The sequence below is a fragment of the Rhodanobacter sp. FW106-HT46G03 genome, assembly GCF_058789895.1.
The window spans coordinates 572,586-589,724 of sequence record NZ_JBYTCC010000001.1 but is presented as its reverse complement, the minus strand read 5'-3'; the positions used below and the strand labels follow the sequence as shown (position 1 = coordinate 589,724).

Genomic DNA, 17,139 nt, shown 5'->3' with positions numbered 1-17,139 from the left:
CGTCAACCGCGTGCCACACAATGGCATCTTCAGCCGTCATCGGACTTTGTCATGGCCAATCCCTACACGGCGCTGCTCGCGCCCGGTCGCATCGGCAAGCTGGAGCTACGCAACCGCATCGTGATGGCACCGATGGGGTCGAGTTTCGGCGGTCACGACGGCAAGGTCACGGAACGCCTGCTGGCGTACTACGAAGCGCGCGCCAAGGGTGGTGCCGGACTGCTCACCACCGGCGTCTGCGCGATCGCGTTCCCGGCCGGCACCTCGGAGCCGCACCAGCTCGGCATCTCCGGCGACGAGTTCATCCCCGGCCTCGCGCAACTGGTGGAGCGTGCGCACCGGCACGGCGCCAAGATGGCGATTCAGCTCGTGCACCACGGCAAGGTCGCGGCGCGCGACATCGCCGAAGGCCGCGAGCTGTGGGTACCGTCGGTGCCGCCGCCGGGCAAGGCCGGCTTCGTCGCCACCCTGTCGCACGAGGAGATGGCAACCTTCGTCAGCAACCTCGGCAGCACGCCGCCGCGCTACCGCGTGATGGACGCCGCCGACATCGCGCAGATGACGGCATGGTTCGTTGCCGCGGCAGCGCGCGCCAAGCGTGCCGGTTTCGACGGCATCGAGCTGCATGCCGCGCACAACTACATTTTTGCGGGCTTCCTGTCGCCGCATTACAACCAGCGCACCGATGCGTGGGGCGGCCCGCTGGAAAACCGCGCGCGGCTGCTGCTGGACACGATCCGGGCGGTGAAGGCCGAGGTCGGCGCCGATTTCCCGGTCTGGCTGCGGCTCGACGGCCGCGAGCTGCACACCGAGCACGGCATCACGCTGGAGGATGCCGTGGCCACCGCCAGGCTGGCCGAACAGGCCGGCGTCGACGCGGTGCACGTCTCCGCCTACGCCAGCATCGACACCGGCGGCGAGTTCAGCGACGCCCCGTTGCCGCAGCAGCCTGGCGCCTACATCCCATTCGCCGCGGCGGTGCGCAAGGCGGTCAACGTGCCGGTGATCGTCGCCGGCCGCGTCGAACCGGAGGCCGGTGCGCAGGGAATTGCCGCGGGGGATTTCGACTTTGTCGCGATGGCCCGCAAGCTGCTGGCCGATCCCGAGCTGCCGAACAAGCTCGCCGCGGGTCGCCCGCAGGACGTGCGGCCCTGCGTGTACTGCTACGTCTGCGTCAGCCAGATCTTCCTCAACGAATCGGTGAAATGCGCCGTCAACGCGCTCACCGGCCACGAACACGACACCCGGATCGAACCAGCCGCCACGCCGCGTCGCATCCTGGTGATCGGCGGCGGCCCGGCCGGCATGGAGGCCGCACGCGTCGCTGCCGAACGCGGCCACAAGGTCACCCTGGTGGAACGCAGCAACCGCCTCGGCGGCACGCTGTTTTTCGCCGGCCTAGCTTACCCCGAGAACGGCCGCCTGCTCGATTACCTCGTGGCGCAGATGCAGCACCCCAACATTGAGGTGAAGCTCGACACCGCCGTCACGCGCGAATGGGTCGCCGCGTTCGCCCCCGACCGCATCATCGTCGCCACCGGTGCCCGCCGCGCGGCGCCGGCCATCCCCGGCGCCGACCAGCGCCACGTATGGAGCGGCGACGAACTGCGCCGGCTCCTGACTGGCGACCGCGCCGGCGAGATCGCGCATGCCAAGCTCTCGCTCGCCGAGCGCGCGCTGTTCAAGGCCGGCGGCATGCTGGGCGTGGTCGACAGCCGTCAGGCGCTGCAGCGCATGTCGAAGTTGTGGATGCCGCTGGGCAAGCGTGTCGTCATCATCGGCGGCGGCCTGGTGGGGCTGGAGCTGGCCGAGTTCCTGCTTGCCCGCGAGCGCGAAGTCACCGTGCTCGAGGCCAGCGACCGCGCCGGCCGCGAGCTGTCGGTGGTGCGCCGCTGGCGCGTGCTCGACGGCGTGCGCGAACACGGCAAGCTCGAGCTACAGGCCACGGTGGACGCGATCGGCAAGCAGGCCGTGGACTGGCACGATGCCAAGGGCGTGGCGCACGCAACGCCGGCCGACTCTGTCGTGCTCGCGGTCGGCGCCGAACCCGACAACCGCCTCGCCCAAAGCCTCGCCGATCTCGGTATTCCGCTCGACGAAATCGGCGACGGCGCGAGCCTCGGCTACATCGAAGGCGCGATGCATCGCGGCAACCGCGCGGGGCGGATGGCGTGACGCGCGTCGGGTGATGCCGCATCGCGCAGATCGCCTGGCAACCCGCCTCACCCGGAGCACGTGGCCCTCGCGTTCGCCCGGGCCGCGGCCTCAGCTGAAATTCGGCGCCTCGACGCCGCCATCGACGCCGAGCACCTTGCCGGTGATCCAGCTTGCTGCCGGTGAACACAGGAACAGCACCGCGGCGGCGATATCGTCGGTTTGCCCGAGCCGGGCGAGCGGCGTGGAGGCGAGCATGCGTTCGCGACGCTCGGGGGTGAGATAGGGCGCCAGCGCTTCGGTTTCGATGGTGCCGGGCTCGACCGCATTAATCCGCACTTCCGGGCCGAAATCCTGGGCGAGGTTGCGCGTCATCTGGTTGAGCGCGGCCTTGGCGGCGCCATAGGCGCTGAAGTGTTTCTGCGCATAGCGTGCGGCCACCGAGGAAATGTTGACCACGGCACCGCCGCCCGCTGCCCGCATGTGCGGCACGACCTTCCGGATCAGCGCATACGCCGGCACCACGTTCCATGCCAGCGCGTGCGCAAACGCGTCGGCATCCATCTTGAGCGGGTCGTTCGGGCCGGAGCCGCCGGCGTTGTTGACCAGCAATGTCGGCGCGCCGAGCCCGGTCGCCGTGCGCGCCACGAGGGAATCGAGCGCGGCGTCGTCGTTGACGTCCGTCCCGACGGCGAGGGCGCGCCGCCCCAGTGCACGGATCTCCGCGGCCGCCGCATCGAGGTCCGTTTGCGTGCGCGCGGCCAGCGCCACGTCGGCACCGGCACGCGCCAGCATCAGCGCGCAGGCATGACCAATGCCGCGCCCGGCACCGGTGACGATGGCAACGCGGCCGGCCAGCGAAAACAGCGGTTCGATACCGGCACTCAAGGCGTCACCCCCTGATGCAGCATGGTCTTGAAGGCGTCGGTATAGGGCGGCAGCATGCCCCACTCGCGGCGCGGGTCGTGACTGCCGGCCCGGTAGACCGAGCGCGCGTGGCTGAACTCCACGAAGCCTTCGCGGCCGTGGTAGTGGCCCATGCCGGAGGCGCCGACGCCGCCGAACGGCGCGTCCTCCAGCGCCGCGTGCATCAGCACGTCGTTGATGGCGACACCGCCGGAAAGGGTCTGGTCCAGCACCTTTGCCTGCTCCGCCGCATCGTTGCCGAAGTAGTACAGCGCCAGCGGGCGTTCGCCTGCATTGATCGCGGCGATGGCCTCGTCGATGGCGTGATAGCTGCGCAGCACCAGCGCGCTGCCGAAGATTTCGTGCTGCGCGATGGCGCTGTCGGCCGGTGGCTCGATCACGATGCGCAGCGGCATGCGGCGCTCATCCGCGGCGCCGCTGCCGCCGGCGGATTCCACCCGGGCGCCGTGCGCCGCCGCGTCGGCCACGTAACTTTCCACTCGCTCGTAATGCCGCTGGTTGACTGCGGGGGTGACATCCGCGTTGCCGGCAATCGTCGGATACAGCCGCGCGTACTCGGTCTTGAGCGCGGCGACGAACGCGTCGCGCTGCGCCGCCGGTACCCACACCGTATCCGGCGCCACGCACAGTTGACCGCTGTTTTGCGCCTTGCCGACAGCAATGCGCTCCGCAGCATTGGCGATGTCGGCGCCTGCGCCGATCAGCACCGGCGACTTGCCGCCGAGTTCAAGCGTGACCGGCACCAGGTTGGCGGCGGCGGCCTGCATCACCTTGCGGCCGACGATAGTGGAACCGGTGAACACGAGGTGGTCCCACGGTTGCGCGGCGAAATCCGCCGCCACCTCGGGGCCGCCGGTGACCACCGCCAACTCCTCCGGGGCAAAGTGCTGCGTAACGAGGTGGGCAACGAGGTCGGCGGTACGCGGATCGACTTCCGACGGCTTCAGCACCGCACGGTTGCCGGCGGCGAACACGCTCGCCAGCGGCGCAAACAGCGTGTAGACCGGCGCGTTCCAGGTGCCGATGATGCCGACCACGCCCTTGGGCTGATACCGCACCCAGGCCGTGGCGCCGAACTGGTCGAACGGCGCGACGCTGGCGCGCGGCTCGTCGGCCATCCAGGTGTCCAGCCGGTCGCGCGCCACCTTGAGCGTGGCGAGCGCGCCAAGCACGTCGTTCATCAGCGAAAAGACTTCCGGGCGCCCGCCGAAATCCTCGCGCATGGCGGCGCACAGCTCCTCGGCGTGCGCGACCAGCAGGTCGATCGCGCGCTGCAACCGTTCGCGCCGGGTGGCCGCAGCCACCGGCAACGCCGCGCGGAACGCCTCGCGCTGGCTTGCAAGCAGCTCGCGCGCCGTGGGCGCAGCGGAAGCAACCGGCGCAGGTGTTGGCATGGCAAGGACCTCCCGAAGTGTGATTCGACGCTAACCGTCGCACGCCGGCGACTCGTCGTCCAAAAGGACGATGTTGCGCCCCACCCCGACGGCAAGGATGCAGGCATGACCACCGACACGCTCCGCCTCCCCGCCGCCGTGAACTGGCGCACGCACGTTTCGCTCGTGCTGCTGTCGCTGGTCTACATTTTTTCCTACATTGACCGCCAGGTGATTGCCGTGGTGATCGAGCCGATCGAGCGCGAGTTCGGGCTGGACGACGCCGCCATGGGCGTGCTCAGCGGGCTCGCGTTCGGCGTGATGTACGCCGGGCTCGGCATCCCGGTGGGCCGCTATGCCGACCACCACCCGCGCAGCAAGGTGGTGGCGGTCTGCGGCGCGCTGTGGAGCTTTGCCACCATGGCCTGCGGGCTGGCCACCCAGTTCTGGCAACTGCTGGTGGCGCGCATGTCGGTGGCGATCGGCGAAGCAGGCGGCATGGCGCCGTCGATCTCGCTGATCTCGGACCTGTACCCCAAGAAGAACCGGGCGCTGGCGATCAGCGTGTTCATGATGGGGCCGCAGCTCGGGCTCCTGATCGGCCTCGCGTTCGGCGCGTGGATCGCGCAGACCTATGGCTGGCGGCACGCCTTCATCTGGTTCGGCGCGCCCGGCATCGTGCTCGGGCTCCTGGTGTGGCTGGTAGTGCGCGAGCCGCAGCGCGGGCGCTTCGACGCCGAAGCGGTGAGCGAGATCAAGGAGCCGCTGTTCGTGCAACTCGTGCGCCTGCTGCGGGTGAAGGCACTGCGCCGGGTGTCGATCGCGTGCAGCCTCGCCGGCGTGGCCGGCTATGCATATGGCGTGTGGACGCCGACCTTCCTGATCCGCACTCACGGCATGAGCCTGGCGCAGGCCGGTTTGTGGTTTGGCCTGGCCAGCGGCATCGGCGCCACCGTCGGCTCGGTGGTGGGCGGCGGCATCTGCGACCGCCTGGTGCGCCGCGACGTGCGCTGGCAGGTGGGCATGCCAACGCTCGGCATGGCGCTGTCGATCCCCGCGGCGGTAGCGTTTTTCCTGTGGCCGGCAGGCGGCCACCTCGTCATTGGCGGCATGCAGGTGCCGGTGGTGATCCTGTTTGCGGCGGTGTTCGGGTTCTTTGCGAGCTGGTGGCCATCGCTCTCGTTCGCGGCCATCAGCAACATGGTGCACGCCTCCGAGCGTGCGGTGGCCGCGGCGCTGCTCAATTTCTTCCTGACCCTGTTCGGCGTCGGGCTCGGTCCGCTGGTGACCGGCATCGTCAGCGACGCGCTGACGCCGGTGTTCGGCGAGCAGGCCCTGCGCTGGTCGCTGCTGTCGATGATGGCGTTGTTCGTGGTGAGCGTGCTGTATCTCACCGCGGCGATCGCCCCCTACCGCACGCGGCTCGGCGCCCTGCACGAGGCCACGGCATGAACGCGCCGGTGGTGCTGGTGACCGGTGCCAGCCGCGGCATCGGCGCCGCCACGGCGCTGGCATTCGGCCGCAAGGGCTGGCGCGTGGCGATTGCCGCGCGCACGCTGGCGGAAGGCCAGACGCTCAACCATCAATTGCGTTACCGCGACGGCCAGCACCTTGCCGGCAGCCTCGCCACCACCGCCGCAGCGTTGCGCGCGATTGGCGCCGAGGTGTTTGCGCAGGCGATGGACCTGACCGATCCCGCCTCGCTCGATGCCGGGCTGGATGCCGTGCTCGCGCACTACGGCCGCATCGATCTCCTGGTGAACAACGCGGTCTACCAGGATGCCGAAACCAACGCGCTGATCGCCGATCTGGACGAAGCCGCGCTCGCGCGCACGCTGCAAGGCAACGTGGTGGCGCCCTACCGGCTGGCGCGCCGGCTGTTGCCCACGCTGGTGGCGCAGGGCGGCGGAAAGATCATCAACGTGTGTTCCGGCGCCGGCAAGCACGACCCGCCGGTGGCTGCCGACCACGGCGGCTGGGGCTATGCCTACGGCGCCTCCAAGGCCGCGCTGGCACGGCTGGCGGGCATCATTAACCGCGAATACGGCGAACGCGGCGTGCGCGCATACAGCGTCAACCCCGGCGTGGTCGCCACCGAAGCGCTGCGCGCCACCATCGGCACCGGCGGCAACATCGCCAAGCGCTACGGCGCGGCCGCGCCGGAGACGGTTGCCGCCGCGCTGTACTGGGTCGCCACCGACCCGCGCGCGCCCGCGCTGGCGGCCGATCCGCAAATGATCGACCTGCAGCCGCTGGCGGCCGAGTTCCACCTGATTTGACCCGCGTCAGGGCGCTGCGCCGCGCAGCGGCTAACGCGCCCATCGTCCGAACAGGGTAAGCGGCGCACGCGCGGCGCTGCCACGATCCTCCTGCCCATCAGGCATCAGCGCGACGCAGACGGAGAGCACAATGGCGACGACGAAAGAGTATCGGCTGGGTGAATTCACCTTCCCCCGCGGCTGGTTCATGATTGCCACGGCCGACGACATCAACAGCTACAAGCCGCGGCAAATCCGCTTTTTCGCCCATGACTTCGTGCTCTACCGCGGGCGCGAAAGCGGCAAGCCGGTGCTGCTCGACGCCTACTGCTGCCACATGGGCAACCCGCTCGGCGCGAAAAACACCACCAGCTACGTGGTGCGCGACAACGGCGGCACCAACATCGAAGGCGACTGCATCCGCTGCCCCTACCACGCGTGGCGGTTCGGCCCGGACGGCAAGTGCAACCAGATCCCCTACAGCAAGGATCCGATTCCCGAGAGCGCGCGCATCAAGGCGTGGCGCGTGGTGGAGTCGATGGGCGCGATCTGGATCTGGTACGACCCCGAGGGCGGCGCGCCGGAGTGGGACGCGCCGGCGCTCGCGGAGTGGGATGACCCGGCATGGGTCACGCCGAAGTGGGACAACGTCGGCATGCTCGCCCAGCACCCGCAGGAAGTGGTGGACAACATCTCCGACTACGCCCACCTGGGGCCGATCCACGGCTCCACGGTCGACCGCTACGAGAACGAGTTCCGCGGTCATCTGGCCATCCAGCGCCAGTGTGGCGGCCATCGCACCCTGGTGGCCGCGGACGGCACGCGTTCGATCCTGCACACCATCACCACCTACCATGGCCCCGGCGTGCTGATCTCCGACCTCACCGGCCTGTACGACGCCAAGCTGCTCATCATGCACACGCCGGTGGAAGACGGCAGCATCCAGATCTGGCACTCGCTGGTGGTGAAGTCGCCAAGCGGCGCCGCCAAGGCCGGCATCACCGACGCCGTGACCGCCGCGCAATTCCAGGAAACGTCGCTGCTGTCGTTTGCGCAGGATTTCGAGGCGTGGACAGTCAAGGCGCCCTGCATCAACGGCATGTTCGTGCCCTCGGACGGCCCGTTCATGAAGCAGCGCACCTGGTACAAGCAGTTCTACAACCCGCGTGCGAAAGAGCGCGATTACCTCGACCGCTGCGAGGGCGTGTACGTGCCCAAGGGCGTGGTGCCCTACAGCGAGGCGACGGTCGCGTAGGTCATGCCGAACCATGCGTGGATCGCGCCGGTCCGCCGCGGGGCGGGTCGGCGCGGTGTTTCAAGCGCCACGCCGCAAACTGACACCGGCGGCGATGAACACCGAACGCGCCGGGTCGATCAAGGCGCGCCAGACCAGCGGAAGATGCTGCGTGACCGCACCGCCGGCGAACGCGGCGCACAAGTGGCTCGCCGAATCGAACCACCACTCCGCGACACCGTCGTAGGCATATCCCGGCGGTGCCGCATCGACGCGGTTGCGCACGACGCGTCGCGCGCTGGCGTCGATGCCACCCACGGCGTTGCCGGGCGGCGCGGCAAACCAGGCAGCCTCGAAATGCTCCCGCAGCAGACCCGGCGCCCGCACGAGGAAACCGTAGAGCACGCAACCGGTTTCGGTGCCAGCACGCAGCACCCGCTCGCAGGCCACCAGCGCAAAGTTGCGCACGTAGCCGGCGAACACGCGCGGCTCGTCGGGACGCATGATCGCGAGCGTCTCGGGGTCGTCCCAGATGTCGTCGGCCACAGCGCGGTCGCGCAGACGCAGCAGGCCGACGCCGTCGTAGTCGCGGGCCAGGCCGGGGATCTCCACATCGAGCAGGCGCGGGCATTGAGCCACCGCGGTCACCTTGTCCTGCACGTTGCGGCATTGCCGGCCGCGTGCCGAATGCTCCTGCCACGCCGCGGGAAACGCCTCCGGCGCGAGCGAAGGATTGCGCCGCGCGAGGTAGATGATTTTCCAGTTTCCGGCCACGTCCAACCTCCTCTCCGACCGGTGCCCGACGTGCCCACCTGTTCGTCACCCACCGGAGCCTTGCCGTGCACCTGATCCACCGTAGCGCATCCGCATTTTTCCGTCATGGCCGCGCGCTGCGCACCGCAACCTTTGCCTGCGTGATGGCACTGCTGACCATCGGCACCGCCATTGCCGCAGCGCCGGCCAACGACACCGATGGGCGCGTCTCCGCGTTCTACACTTGGACCGGGGCGCTCACGACGCCCGGCCGCATGCTGCGCGAAGAGCCACTCGAAGCACCACTCGGCCTGGCCGCCGCCGGCCGGCAGTACCGCATCCTGTACAGCGCAACCGACGGCCTGCGCGGGCACGGGCTGGTGGCCGTTTCCGGCGCGCTGTTCGTCCCGCCGGGTACGCCACCCAAAGGCGGCTGGCCGCTGCTGGCCTGGGCGCACGGCACGGTCGGCATCGCCGACGTCTGCGCGCCGTCGTGGACCGTGCGCTCCTATCGCGACGCCAGCTACCTCGACGCCTGGCTCAGGCAGGGCTTCGCAATCATCGCCACCGACTACCAGGGCCTCGGCACCCCGGGCACGCATCCGTACATGGATGCGCGCGTCGAAGCCTACAGCGTGCTAGACAGCATCCGCGCCGCACAACGCGCACACCCCGAGCTGGCGCGGCAGGCCATCCTGATCGGCCAATCGCAAGGCGCCGCGGCAGCGTTCGCATCGGCCGCCTATGCGCCCGAATACGTGCCGCACCTGACCATCCTCGGCACCATCGCCACCGGCACGCCCTACCTTGCCCCCAATGCCATGGCCGCCGCGTCGAAGCACGATCCGGACGAAGTGCGCCCGCAATTTGCCTACACCGCGTTTCTCGTGCTTGCCGCCAATGCGCAGTCGGCCACGCCGATCGATCTGGCCAGCTTGTTCAACCCGAAAGCGCGCGCCATCGTGGAGGAAGCCCGCGGCGCCTGCATCGCGCAGATGGAAGCCGACGCGGTGAACGCGGGCATCACTGACCGAAGCGCCTACCGCGGCAGCCTGATGCAGGCCATCGGGCCGTATGCCAAGGGTTTCCTGTACCCCACGCTGAAGCTCGCGCAACCGCTGTTCATGGGCATCGGCGCGAAAGATGTCGACGCCACCACCGCCAGCCAGTTGATGCTTGCCCACGACGCCTGCGCTGCCGGCAGCACCGTCCAGGCCCACCTCTACGCCGGCCTCGACCACAACGCCACCGTCAATGGCTCGCTCAAAGATTCGGTTCCGTTCGCACGGCGGTTACTGGCTGGGGAGAAGACTGCGCCCGTGTGCACCCCGACCACAAACTAGGGTCGACAGCCGACGGCAAGGCACCGGTTCCAGCGTCAATCGGCATTGGCGCCGGCCGCCCAAGTACCAGGTCGGCGCCCTTGTCACCGATCACCACGGAGATGGCATTGGTGTTGCCCGAGATGAGGTGCGGCATCACCGAGGCATCGATCACGCGCAGGCCATCCACGCCGCGCAGCTTGAGATCCGGCGTCACCACGGCGAGCGGGTCGTCAGCCGCACCCATGCGGCAAGTGCAGGAGGCGTGGTGGCCGGAGCCCAGGTAACCACCGAGCCAATCGAGCCACTCGGCGTCGCTTTCGACTCTCGGCCCCGGTCGGGTCTCCGCGTCGATCAGTGCGGCCAGTGCCGGCTGCGCAGCGATGCGGCGCATGCTGCGCAGACCGTGCAACAACGCGCGGCGGTCGCGCTCGTCGTCGAGATAATTCATGCGAATGACGGCAAGGTCGCCCGCATCCGCACTGCGCAGGCGCACCGAGCCGCGCGAGTACGGCCGCACCTGGTATGGCGCCAACGTCATGCCGGGGTACGCCTCCGCGCGATACGCCTTGCCGCCCGCCATGAACGCCTCGATGTCGCCGGACGCCGGCAAGCCGTGCACCTCGATGTCGTTGTACGGCAGCGAAGGATCACTGCTGAGCCAGGCACCGAACTCGGCACCGGGCACCGTCATCGGCCCGCGGTGGCAGAACGCGTAGCGCAGCAGCGAGCCGATCAATCCCCGGCCGCGATAGTGCTCATTGAGGCTGGGCACGCCGCTGTGCAGGCGCCACGACATCGGCACGATCGCGTGATCCTGCAGGTTGGCGCCCACCCCGGGAAGGTCGCGCCGCACGGGGATGCCAAGCTCCCGCAGGTGCCCGGCCGGGCCGATGCCGGAAAGCATCAATACCTGCGGCGACTGCAACGCGCCCGCACACAGCAGCACTTCGGCACGCGCACTGGCGTGCCCCGGCGTGCCGTCGGCATTGCGCCACTGCACGCCGACCGCACGCCCGTCCGCCAGTTCGATGCGCGTCACCAGCGCCCACGGGCGCAGGGAGACATTCGGCCTCGCCAGTGCCGGTTCGATCGCATTGACGGCAATTGATGAGCGACGGCCCCTGCGCAGGTTCGCTTGGAACAGGCCGGCACCGTCTGGATGGCCGTCGTTGAAATCCGCGCAGCGGCGCAAGCCTCCCTGCACCGCGGCGTCGACCATGGCCCGCGATACCGCCTGCGGTTCGCGCAGGTCACTTGCCGGCAGCGGACCGCCGCGGCCATGCCATGTGCCGGCGTCGGGTCGCTCCTGATCCTCTGTGTGTCGGAAATACGGCAGCAGCTCCGGCCAGCTCCAGCCGCGCGCCCCGTGCGCCACCCAGCTCGCGTAATCGGCACGGTCGCCGCGCACGTACAGCATGCCGTTGATCGACGACGAGCCACCCAGCACCTTGCCGCGCGGCAGGGCAATCCGCCGCCCCGCCGCCCAGCGTTCCGGCTCCGTCGCGTGGCCCCACGAAAACTGCGGGTTGTACAACGCCTGCCCCCAGCCAACCGGTATGCTCACCAACGGATGCCGGTGGCTGCCGCCACCCTCCAACAGCAGCACTCTGTTGCGGCGATCCGCGCTCAATCGCGACGCAAGCATGCCGCCGGCGGAGCCGGCACCGATGACGATGTAGTCGAAACTGGCCGCCATTGCCTCCGCTCCTGCCCGCCGTGGGCTACCAGCGCGCTGTCACGTCAATCCCGAACGTGCGTGGCTGGTCGAAATTGGCAACCCGCAGGTTGGCAAAGCCGGGGCCGAAGTCGATCACGTTGCTGACGTGCGCGACGTTGGTGAGGTTTTTCACCCACAGCGCGACTTCGCCATCCAGCCCATGGCCCCAGTTCATGCCGGAAAACGCCAACCGGCCGTTGACCATCGCTTGGCTGCCGATATGGCTGTTGGCCGCCACTTGCTGCGTGGGGTCGGCCAAGCGCAATTGGTACGGGTAGGCGTAAAAGCCGCTGGTGAAGCGGTATTCCAGTGTGCCGGTCAGGCTGCCGTTACCGGTCCGAAGGAAGGTGTCGGTGGCAACCAGGCTGGCGGTGTGGCGTGGCGCGTGCACCACTGCGCGGTTGTCCGCCACGTTGACGCCCAGCTCCATGAATCGGTCGTACTTGGTGTGCAGGTAACCGTAGTTGGCGTGCAGGGTGAAATCCGGTGTGGGGTGCCACTGCGCTTCCAGCTCCACGCCCTCGGCGTGCGCCTTGCCCACGTTGAGCACCGCCGAGCCAGCAGAACCCTGGGCGGTGAAAACGGGCTCCTGCAGCTCGTCGATGCGGTTGTAGAAAAGCGCAGCGTTCAGGCTGGCCTGGCCACCGAAGAACGTGCTCTTGCTGCCCACCTCGAAGGTTTTCTGCTTCTCCGGCAGGTACGGCGTCACGGCCGAGACGGGGTCCTGTGCCTCACCGTTGAAGCCGCCGCTCATGTAGCCCTCGGCGTAGCGCGCGTAGAGCATGTGGTTGTCGCCAAGCTTGTACGCCGCGTTGAGCGTGACGGTGGTGTCGCCAAATGCCTTGCTGGCATGCGTGCCGAACGGGATGACCACCGCGCCGTTGGCGACCAGAAAGCGCGAAATATCCTTGGTTTCGTCGGTACGGCGAAGACCGGCGGTGAAAGTCCAGCGCTCCCCCAGCCGGTAGTCGACCTGACCGTAGGCCGCGTGGGCACGCGTGTCGAAACCGTAGTTGGACGTATAGATGGCCGAGCCGAAAAAGAAACTCTGCGGGTTTTCGGTGTAGCCCTTGTCGCCGAAGTAGTACAGGCCGGCCACCCAGTTCCACGGGCCGGCGCTGCCGAGATACTGCAGCTCGTGCGAGTTCTGGCGGTAACGCGAGAGGCGTTGGGTCTGCGCCAGCGCGATCGGCGAGCCGTCGAGGTCGAGCGCGTCGTCCCAGTGCATTTCGCGGTGCGCGCCGATGTACTTGAGCGTCCCGGCGCCGCCCAGTTTCCAGTTCACCGTGAGCGCGTTGCCGTCGATGCGCACGCGTTCGAACTCGGGCGCATTGACCGACGCCGTGGTCTGTCGGTCCGGATTGACGATGATGCCGGGGATGCCGAACAGCTCGCCCACCTGCGAGTACACCGCCTGGTTGAACAACGGGTACTGGCTGGTCTTGCTGTGGTCGTAGCGGTAGTCGATCGTGAGGTTGTCGGTGGCGTCGTAGCGCAGCGCGGCGAAGGCCTCCTCGTTGTGGCGGTTGCCCAGCTCGGGCGTCGAGCTGCCGGGCGTGGTCCTGACCCAGCCATCGCGCCGCTCGATGCGCGCACCCAGCGTGGCCTTGAGCTTGCCGATGGCCGGCAGATCCACCAGCGCCTTGCCAACCTTGCTGCCGTAGTTGCCGAACCCAACCTGCGCCATGGCGCTGAAATCCCCGCTGGGGGGCCGCGTGACGAGGTTGATCGCACCGGCCATGGTGTTGCGCCCGAACAGCGTGCCCTGCGGGCCGCGCAATACCTCGATGCGCTCCAGGTCGAGCAGGTCGAACACCGAGCCCTGGGTCTTGCCGATGTAGACGCCATCCACGTACAACCCCACCGGCGTGTCCCAGGTGAGCGCCGGGTTGTAGCCGGCCATGCCGCGAATGGAAATCTGCGCCGCGGTGGAATCGCCCGGCGTGGTGCTGACCTGCAGGTTCGGCACCGCGGAGCTCAAATCCGCCACGTTCGCCATGCCGCGCGCCTGCAGCGCGGCCTCTCCAATCGCGCTGACGGAGATCGGCACGTCCTTCAGCTTCTGCGTGCGGCGCTGCGCGGTCACCACCACTTCCTTGAGCTTCACGGGCGTCTTTTCGCCGTCGGCACGGCTGCTCTGGGCACCATCCGCCGCCAACGCGCCGGCGTCGACGGCGGGATCAGTGCCGGCGCCAGCCCACGATGGCAGCGCCACCAGCACTTGGGCGCTTGCGACGGCCAGCAGGCCACGACGGATTTGCGCAATGCGGATACTCGTCACGCTCAGTCCTCATCCAGGCCCCATGTCCACGCTGCGGCACCGCAACTGGACAAGGGAAAACATCGAACGTCGACGCCCGCTGGTCGTCGCGATCCCCATCGCCGCGGGCATCGAGCACGGGGCTCGAACGGTTGCGACGTCATGCGCATTCAGCCAGTCGCATGCGTTTCCCGCCTGCGGGCCCGACAGAGGGTGCGACCACCTGACCGCCGATGAAATCGTCCAAAGAGACTAAGAACTTCGGCAGTCACGGCCGCGATCCCACTGAAGCGGTTTCGCCGACCTCCGCCGCTCGCTCGTGGGCGGCCACTTCCTGGCATCCACACAGGAAGCAGGAAACGCCAACCGGCCTTTCCGCAAGGACACACCGGCGCGCCCGGCCCGCGGCTGCCATCGATGGAGCTCGTGACAGGAACACCCACACGCCACGCGCCCGGCCCCATCGTCCGCGCGGACGATGTCATCGCCGACGTTCGACCTAGAGTCTGCACTGAAGTCCTCCGCCGCCAACAGAGCCGAACCAAGCCGGTGACCGACGAGAAGCCAGACTCCACGCAGCCGCAAGCGGGCGCGGCTGCCGCAGGAATGAACCGCCAGCCGTGGTATTGGCTGGCCGTGGTGTCGGCCATCGGCTTCCTGCTGGTGGGTGCCATGCTGACCTCGCTCACGGTCTACACCACGACCATGCAGGCCGAATTTCATTGGGACGAAACCCGGATGGGTCTGGGGCCGGTGGCGCTGCTGTTGGGCATGAGCCTGGGCAACCTGCTGACCGGAAGGGCGACGAGCATTCTGGGTATCCGCGGCACCTTCCTCGCTGGCACGATGCTGGCGGCCATGGCGTGGTTTGGCGCCGGATTCGTGCAAGCGCTGGGGCAACTGCTGGTGGCCGCGTTTGCGTGCGGGGTCGGCATCGGGCTGGGCAGCATCGTTCCCAGCCTTACCCTGATCGCCGGCGTGTTCGATGCAAAAAAGGGGCTGGCGATGGGCATCTTCATCGGCGCCACTGCGCTGGCCAGCTCGGTGATGCCGTACGCCACCGGCGTGCTGACCCGCGCGACCAGTTGGCGCTGGGCGTTCTGGGTGGTCGGCGTGGCCACTTTCGTCATCGGTCTGGCGCTGCTGCGCACGCTACCGGCCCGCATTGCCGCAGGGCCCGGGCATGCGGCGCAGGCCGCCTCCGGAGCGCCGCGGCGCACCGCCAAGTGGGCCTATGCCGCGTTGCTGCTGGCAATCACCGCCAGCCAGGTTTCGCTGAACGGGGTGCTGTTCAACGTGGTGGCATATCTCGACAAGAGTGGCCTCGGCCTGCCGGCGGCAATCCGCATCTACAGCATCGCCAATTTCGTGAGCCTGCCAGGGCTGCTTATCGGCGGTTACGTGTCTGATCGCGTCCGACCATACGTGTTGCTGCCGGTAATCCTTCTGCTGGAGGCCATCGGCACGGCCGCGCTGCTTGGCGTGACTTCGCCGTCGGCGGCATGGGCATGCCTGGCCTTGTTCATCCTGGTCTGGGGCGGCGTGTCCGGCTTGCCGGCACAGGCCGGCTCGATGCATCTGGCCGAGGTTGCCGCGCCTTCCAGCTACGCGCTGCTGCTGGGTACGCTGTTCACCGTCAGCGGCATCGTGGGCGCGGCGGCGCCGGCAGCGGTGGGCTGGTTGTACGACACCACGCACGATTATTTCTGGCCGATGACGCTGTTGGCAGCGTTGTCGGTGCTGGCGGCGGTCGCCGCACTGTTCAGCCGCCCGCACACGGGCGAAAGCCATCGCGTTGTGAACGACGGGGTTTCTGCATGACCCGCCGCGACGCGTATGACACCGGCATGGTGGACGTGGCCGCCAGCGGTTGGACCGCGCCACAAGGGCTCGCGCCCTCGTGGCCGCAACTCGCCAACGACGTACAGGCCGACGTGGCCGTGGTCGGCGCCGGACTGGCCGGCGCTTCCCTCGGTCTGCACCTGGCCGAAGCCGGTGTACGCACGTGCCTGCTCGAAGCACGACAGCCCGGCTGGGGCGCCTCCGGGCGCAACGCCGGCCACGTGTTGCCGATCCTGCGCAGCGTGAAGCCACTGGCAGCGTTTCCCGGCGGCGGCGCCTCGTTCCTGGAGGTTTTCCGGGAGCACCACACCCTGCCCTACGACTTGGCGCGCCAGTACGCCATTGACTGCGATGCAGTGCGGTCGGGCTACATCAACGGCATGCGCACGGCACGCGCACGCGACGCCTTCGTGCGCACCAGCCAGTATCTGGAAGATCTGCGTTTGCAGCACCTGGTACCGTTGTCGGCGGCGGAAATGCAGGGCCTCACTGGCTCGAACGATTACCCATTCGGCGTCCTGTTTCCCGATGGCGGGCGCATCAACCCATACCTGTTCACCAACGGCATGGTGGCCGCCGCGGCCCAGTTGGGCACACGCGTGCACGGGGACAGCGAGGTGTTGACGATCCAGCCCGAAGGCAGGCGCTGGAGGGTGCGCACGGCCGGCGGCAGCGTGGTCGCCGATCGCGTGGTGTTTTGTACCAACGCCTACCCGACCGCGGTGGAGCCGGCGTTCCAGCGGGGCTTCCATCCGCTGACCGCCTACGGCATCGCCACCAAGCCGCTGCCGGAGGCGGCACGAAAGCAGATCTTGCCGGGCGGCGGCACGTTCTCGCAGGCGCCGCTGGACATCAATCCGCTGGTGCACGACCGGCACGGGCGCCTGATCCTTTCCTCCATCCCGCGCGTCGGCCACGCGATGGACATGGCCTGGCATTTCGCCTCGCAACTGCGCTGGATTCACCGAACCTGGCCGGAAACGCGTGGCATGCGTATCGAACCCGATCGCTACTGGACCGGTCGCGTGGCGCTGACGGCCTCCCAGTTCCCCGGCTTCTACGAGCTGCAGAAAGGCGTCTACGGGCTGATGTACTTCAACGCCTGGGGCAACGTGATGGCACCGTTGATGGGCAAGATCGTGGCCGCCGCGCTCGCCCGCGACGACCTCGCCGCGCTGCCAATTCCGGTGAGTCGGCCCGAACCCGTATCCCACCAAGGCAAATACCAGTGGATCATCGGCCGCCTGCTGTTGCCGGCGGCAAGAACCGCGCAGCGGCTCGGCTTCATTTGACCGG

General features: G+C 68.5%; 12 protein-coding genes. 7 read left to right on the top strand and 5 right to left on the bottom strand.

Going from position 1 to position 17,139, the window contains the following annotated elements; all coding sequences use genetic code 11:
* Positions 1 to 51: 51 nt before the first annotated feature.
* Positions 52 to 2,175: an oxidoreductase gene (locus AC3WP6_RS02360; RefSeq protein ID WP_492626191.1), complete on the top strand. Its 2,124-nt coding sequence runs from the start codon at positions 52 to 54 to the stop codon at positions 2,173 to 2,175.
* Between the two features lie 90 nt (positions 2,176 to 2,265).
* On the opposite strand, the gene AC3WP6_RS02355 is transcribed toward AC3WP6_RS02360, so the two are convergent.
* Positions 2,266 to 3,042 (bottom strand): SDR family NAD(P)-dependent oxidoreductase, encoded by a 777-nt coding sequence (locus AC3WP6_RS02355; RefSeq protein ID WP_492626190.1) that lies wholly within the window; start codon positions 3,040 to 3,042, stop codon positions 2,266 to 2,268.
* Positions 3,039 to 4,475 carry a coniferyl aldehyde dehydrogenase gene (locus AC3WP6_RS02350; protein ID WP_492626189.1) on the bottom strand — a complete coding sequence of 479 codons (1,437 nt, stop codon included), beginning with the start codon at positions 4,473 to 4,475 and terminating at the stop codon, positions 3,039 to 3,041. Before AC3WP6_RS02350 ends, AC3WP6_RS02355 begins: the two co-directional genes overlap by 4 nt.
* Before the next feature lie 105 nt (positions 4,476 to 4,580).
* On the opposite strand from AC3WP6_RS02350, the gene AC3WP6_RS02345 reads away from it, so the two are divergent.
* The 3 genes from AC3WP6_RS02345 (at position 4,581) to AC3WP6_RS02335 (ending at position 7,967) form a co-directional block, all read left to right on the top strand.
* On the top strand, positions 4,581 to 5,906 hold the full coding sequence (locus AC3WP6_RS02345) for a spinster family MFS transporter (RefSeq protein ID WP_492626188.1): 1,326 nt from the start codon (positions 4,581 to 4,583) through the stop codon (positions 5,904 to 5,906).
* Entirely contained in the window at positions 5,903 to 6,733 is an 831-nt protein-coding gene (locus AC3WP6_RS02340; protein ID WP_492626187.1) for an SDR family NAD(P)-dependent oxidoreductase, read from the top strand. The genes AC3WP6_RS02345 and AC3WP6_RS02340 overlap by 4 nt, the downstream gene beginning before the upstream one ends.
* Positions 6,734 to 6,863: 130 nt before the next feature.
* Positions 6,864 to 7,967 carry an aromatic ring-hydroxylating dioxygenase subunit alpha gene (locus AC3WP6_RS02335; protein WP_492626186.1) on the top strand — a complete coding sequence of 368 codons (1,104 nt, stop codon included), beginning with the start codon at positions 6,864 to 6,866 and terminating at the stop codon, positions 7,965 to 7,967.
* 60 nt (positions 7,968 to 8,027) lie between these two features.
* Here the strand turns inward: AC3WP6_RS02335 and AC3WP6_RS02330 are convergent, their stop codons facing one another.
* Complete coding sequence (locus tag AC3WP6_RS02330) at positions 8,028 to 8,720, bottom strand: EthD domain-containing protein (protein WP_492626185.1); 693 nt, start codon at positions 8,718 to 8,720, stop codon at positions 8,028 to 8,030.
* Positions 8,721 to 8,785: 65 nt separating this feature from the next.
* On the opposite strand from AC3WP6_RS02330, the gene AC3WP6_RS02325 reads away from it, so the two are divergent.
* Positions 8,786 to 10,042: an alpha/beta fold hydrolase gene (locus tag AC3WP6_RS02325; protein ID WP_492626184.1), complete on the top strand. Its 1,257-nt coding sequence runs from the start codon at positions 8,786 to 8,788 to the stop codon at positions 10,040 to 10,042.
* On the opposite strand, the gene AC3WP6_RS02320 is transcribed toward AC3WP6_RS02325, so the two are convergent.
* On the bottom strand, positions 9,963 to 11,720 hold the full coding sequence (locus tag AC3WP6_RS02320; RefSeq protein ID WP_492626183.1) for a GMC family oxidoreductase: 1,758 nt from the start codon (positions 11,718 to 11,720) through the stop codon (positions 9,963 to 9,965). The two genes, AC3WP6_RS02325 and AC3WP6_RS02320, sit on opposite strands and share 80 nt — an antisense overlap.
* Positions 11,721 to 11,745: 25 nt before the next feature.
* A complete protein-coding gene (locus AC3WP6_RS02315; RefSeq protein WP_492626182.1) occupies positions 11,746 to 14,022 on the bottom strand; it encodes a TonB-dependent receptor in 2,277 nt (758 codons plus the stop codon).
* 585 nt (positions 14,023 to 14,607) lie between these two features.
* On the opposite strand from AC3WP6_RS02315, the gene AC3WP6_RS02310 reads away from it, so the two are divergent.
* Positions 14,608 to 15,822 carry an MFS transporter gene (locus AC3WP6_RS02310; protein ID WP_492626181.1) on the top strand — a complete coding sequence of 405 codons (1,215 nt, stop codon included), beginning with the start codon at positions 14,608 to 14,610 and terminating at the stop codon, positions 15,820 to 15,822.
* Positions 15,819 to 17,135: an NAD(P)/FAD-dependent oxidoreductase gene (locus AC3WP6_RS02305; protein ID WP_492626180.1), complete on the top strand. Its 1,317-nt coding sequence runs from the start codon at positions 15,819 to 15,821 to the stop codon at positions 17,133 to 17,135. Before AC3WP6_RS02310 ends, AC3WP6_RS02305 begins: the two co-directional genes overlap by 4 nt.
* Positions 17,136 to 17,139 lie beyond the last annotated feature (4 nt).